The organism is Streptomyces sp. SM10, assembly GCF_002910915.1.
Taxonomy (GTDB): Bacteria; Actinomycetota; Actinomycetes; order Streptomycetales; family Streptomycetaceae; genus Streptomyces.
The window spans coordinates 1-4,295 of sequence record NZ_NEUF01000034.1; the positions used below are offsets into that span (position 1 = coordinate 1).

General features: G+C 71.2%; 4 protein-coding genes. All 4 read right to left on the minus strand.

Going from position 1 to position 4,295, the window contains the following annotated elements; genetic code table 11:
- The coding region (locus B9S57_RS03055; RefSeq protein WP_308457377.1) for a biotin/lipoyl-containing protein at positions 1–611 on the minus strand (611 nt) is incomplete at its 3' end.
- Between the two features lie 56 nt (positions 612–667).
- Positions 668–2,056, minus strand: a complete 1,389-nt coding sequence (gene lpdA / locus B9S57_RS03060; RefSeq protein ID WP_181011213.1) for a dihydrolipoyl dehydrogenase — start codon at positions 2,054–2,056, stop codon at positions 668–670.
- A 340-nt stretch (positions 2,057–2,396) separates the two neighbouring features.
- Positions 2,397–3,947, minus strand: a complete 1,551-nt coding sequence (locus tag B9S57_RS03065; RefSeq protein WP_103513986.1) for a leucyl aminopeptidase — start codon at positions 3,945–3,947, stop codon at positions 2,397–2,399.
- Between the two features lie 139 nt (positions 3,948–4,086).
- Positions 4,087–4,295 (minus strand): adenosylcobinamide-GDP ribazoletransferase (locus B9S57_RS03070; RefSeq protein ID WP_181011214.1); only part of this gene is annotated, 209 nt, incomplete at its 5' end.

Here is a 4,295-nt window from a genome sequence, read left to right on the forward strand (position 1 = left end):
CCAGGAGCGCCGATGACGGCGAGCTTGGCGCCCACCTCGGCGGTCTCGTCCTCGCCGACGACGATCTCCAGCAGCACGCCGGCGACGGGGGCGGGGATCTCGGTGTCGACCTTGTCCGTGGAGACCTCGAGCAGGGGCTCGTCCTCCGCGACCTCCTCGCCGACCTCCTTCAGCCAGCGGGTGACGGTGCCCTCGGTGACGCTCTCGCCGAGCGCCGGAAGGGTGACGTCGGTGCCGGAGGCGCCACCGGCCGGAGCGGCGGCGGGAGCCTCGGCGGCAGGGGCCTCGGCGGCAGGCGCCGGAGCCTCCTCCTCGGCCGGGGCCGGAGCGGCCTCCGGCTCGGCGGCCGGAGCCGCGGCGGCGGGCGCGCCCGAACCGTCGTCGATGACGGCCAGTTCGGCGCCGACCTCGACGGTCTCGTCCTCGGCGACCTTGATGGACGCGAGGGTGCCCGAGGCGGGCGCCGGGATCTCGGTGTCGACCTTGTCGGTCGAGACCTCGAGCAGCGGCTCGTCGGCCTCGACGTGCTCGCCCTCGGCCTTCAGCCAGCGGGTGACGGTGCCCTCGGTGACGCTCTCGCCGAGCGCCGGAAGGGTTACGGAAACCGACATGGTTTCAGTTGCTCCTTACGAAAGTGCGGAAGTGGTCGGTCGTCCCCGGGACTGGATCAGTCGTGGGAGTGGAGAGGCTTGCCCGCCAGGGCCAGGTGGGCCTCGCCCATCGCCTCGTTCTGCGTCGGGTGGGCGTGGATGAGCTGCGCGACCTCGGCCGGCAGCGCCTCCCAGTTGTAGATCAGCTGGGCTTCGCCGACCTGCTCGCCCATACGGTCACCGACCATGTGGACGCCGACCACGGCACCGTCCTTGACCTGGACGAGCTTGATCTCGCCCGCGGTCTTCAGGATCTTGCTCTTGCCGTTGCCCGCGAGGTTGTACTTGAGGGCGACGACCTTGTCCGCACCGTAGATCTCCTTGGCCTTGGCCTCGGTGATACCGACGGAGGCGACCTCGGGGTGGCAGTACGTCACCTTCGGCACGCCGTCGTAGTCGACCGGCACGGTCTTGAGGCCCGCGAGGCGCTCCGCCACGAGGATGCCCTCGGCGAAGCCGACGTGGGCGAGCTGGAGCGTCGGGACCAGGTCACCGACGGCCGAGACCGTCGGGACGTTGGTCTGCATGTACTCGTCGACGAGGACGTAGCCGCGGTCCATCGCGACCCCGGCCTCCTCGTAGCCCAGACCCTGCGAGACCGGGCCGCGGCCGATCGCGACCAGCAGCACCTCCGCCTCGAAGGTCTTGCCGTCGGCGAGGGAGACCTTCACGCCGTCCTGCGTGTACTCGGCCTTGTCGAAGAAGGTGCCGAGGTTGAACTTGATGCCGCGCTTGCGGAACGCGCGCTCAAGAAGCTTCGAGCTGTTCTCGTCCTCGACCGGGACCAGGTGCTTCAGGCCCTCGACGATCGTCACGTCGGTGCCGAAGGACTTCCACGCCGAGGCGAACTCGACGCCGATGACCCCGCCGCCCAGGACGATCGCGGACTTCGGCACGCGGTCGAGCTTCAGCGCGTGGTCCGAGGAGATGACGCGGTCGCCGTCGATCTCCAGGCCGGGCAGCGACTTCGGCACGGAGCCGGTCGCCAGCAGCACGTGGCGGCCCTGGACGCGCTGGCCGTTCACGTCCACCGAGGTGGGCGACGAGAGACGGCCCTCACCCTCGATGTAGTGCACCTTGCGCGAGGCGATGAGACCCTGCAGACCCTTGTAGAGGCCCGAGATCACGTCGTCCTTGTACGTGTGGACGGCCGCCATGTCGATGCCCTCGAAGGTGGCCTTCACGCCGAACTGCTCGGCCTCGCGGGCCTGGTCGGCGATCTCGCCGGCGTGCAGCAGTGCCTTCGTGGGGATGCAGCCGTTGTGCAGGCAGGTGCCGCCGACCTTGCCCTTCTCGATCAGTGCGACGTCCAGGCCCAGCTGAGCCCCGCGCAGGGCCGCGGCGTAACCGCCACTGCCACCGCCGAGGATCACTAGGTCGAAAACGGTGCTGGCGTCGTTCGCCACGTCACGTCCTCCATGCATGTGCGCCGTACGCCGGGCCCCGTCGCTGGGGTGTGACCGGCCGGTCGGCTGGTGTTCGGCCGCTTGCGTTATTCGGCCCTGTGGTGGGGGCCCTGTCCTGCCGAGAACCCATCTTCGCACTTGTTGAGGGCGGGCGGGACGCGGGCCCCTGCTCCGGGCCGGACCAGGATCAGGTCCGGCCGGTTACCGATGCGTACACATTTCCGGAAAAATGCCGGTCGAAGCCATCTGGGTGAACACCGGCGGCCCCGGACGTATGCCCGGGGCCGCCCGCGTCACGAGCGGACCGCGTACGGGTCCGAGGGGACGCCGGCTCCGGCACTCAGCCCAGGTCGCCGGCGGCGGTGCGCTCCGCCAGCCGGACCAGGGTGCGGACCGCGGATCCGGTGCCGCCCTTGGGGGTGTAGCCGTACGGCGCGCCCTCGTGGAACGCCGGTCCGGCGATGTCCAGGTGCGCCCAGGCGATGCCCTCGCCCACGAACTCCTGCAGGAACAGTCCGGCCACCAGGCCGCCGCCCATCCGCTCACCCATGTTGGCGATGTCGGCGGTCGGGGAGTCCATGCCCTTGCGCAGGTCGGCGGGGAGCGGCATCGGCCAGGAGGCCTCACCGACCTCCTCGGCGATCTCGTGGATCGACGTACGGAAGGCGTCGTCGTTGGCCATCACACCGAAGGTGCGGTTGCCGAGCGCGAGGACCATGGCGCCGGTCAGGGTCGCCACGTCGACGATCGCGTCGGGCTTCTCCTCGGAGGCGCGGGTCAGCGCGTCGGCGAGCACGAGGCGGCCCTCGGCGTCGGTGTTGAGGACCTCGACGGTCTTGCCGCTGTACATGTGCAGTACGTCACCGGGGCGGGTGGCGTTGCCGGACGGCATGTTCTCGGCGAGGGCCAGCCAGCCGGTGACGTTGACCCGGAGGCCGAGACGGGAGGCCGAGACGACGGCGGCGAACACGGCGGCGGCGCCGCTCATGTCGCACTTCATCGTCTCGTTGTGCCCGGCCGGCTTGAGGGAGATGCCGCCCGAGTCGTAGGTGATGCCCTTGCCGACCAGGGCGAGCGTCTTCTCCGCCTTGGGGTGGGTGTAGGCGAGCTTGACCAGGCGCGGGCCGTGCGTGGAGCCCTGGCCGACACCGAGCAGACCACCGAAGCCGCCCTTGACGAGCGCCTTCTCGTCCAGGACCTGCACCTTGATGCCGTGCTCCTTGCCGGCGGCGGTGGCCACGGCGGCGAAGGACTCGGGGTAGAGGTCGTTGGGCGGGGTGTTGATCAGGTCGCGGGCCCGGTTGATCTCCTCGGTGACCGCGAGGGCGCGCTCGGCGGCCGCCTTGAAGGCCTTGTCGCGCGGCTTGGCGCCGAGCAGGGCGACCTCGCCCAGAGGAAGCTTCGCGTCCTTGCCGGACTTGGCGCCCTTCGGGGCGAGCTTGTTCTCGCCGCCCTGGTAGGCGGTGAACGCGTAGGCGCCCAGCAGAGCGCCCTCCGCGACGGCCCCGGCGTCCTCGACGGACTCCGTCGGCAGCGCGAAACCGGCCTTCTTCGCGCCCTTCAGCGCCCGTGCGGCATTGCCCGCGGCCCGGCGCAGCGTCTCGGCGTCGTACGCGTCGTCCTTCGCCGGGACCGGACCGAGCCCGACCGCGATGACGACCGGGACCTTGAGTCCGGACGGGGCGGGGAGCTTGGTCACCTCGCCCTCGGCACCCGAGGCGCCCAGGGTCTCCAGGACGGCGGCGAGCTTGCCGTCGAACGCCTTGTCCACGGCCTCGGCGCCCGGTGCCACGACCAGGCCCTTGGATCCGGAGTCCTTGGCGACGCCGACGACGAGTGCGTCGGCGCGCAGCGTCGCCGCACCTGAGGTGCTGAGAGTGAGAGCTGTCACGGTGGTGAAATCTCGCTTCCGTTGAGTTGTCTGCCGGTCTGGGGTGGCCGACCGGGCCCGGCGCATCGTGGACGCCCCCGCGATGTGCCGGGAATGAGCCTACGCGCGCCGATGCGTCCCGCTCACAGGGGCGGGGCCGTCAGCCCAGCGACAGGGCGAGCAGGGCCGTCGTCGCCGCCGTCTCCTCCAGCGCCCCGAAGACATCGCCGGTCACACCGCCGAAGCGCCGCACGCAGTGACGCAGCATCAACTGCGCTGCCGCGGCACCGGCCAGGGCGGCGGCGGCCTGCTGGAGGGCGGCACCGGATCCGCCCGCCAGCGACGGCACGACGCGGAGCTCGGGCACTG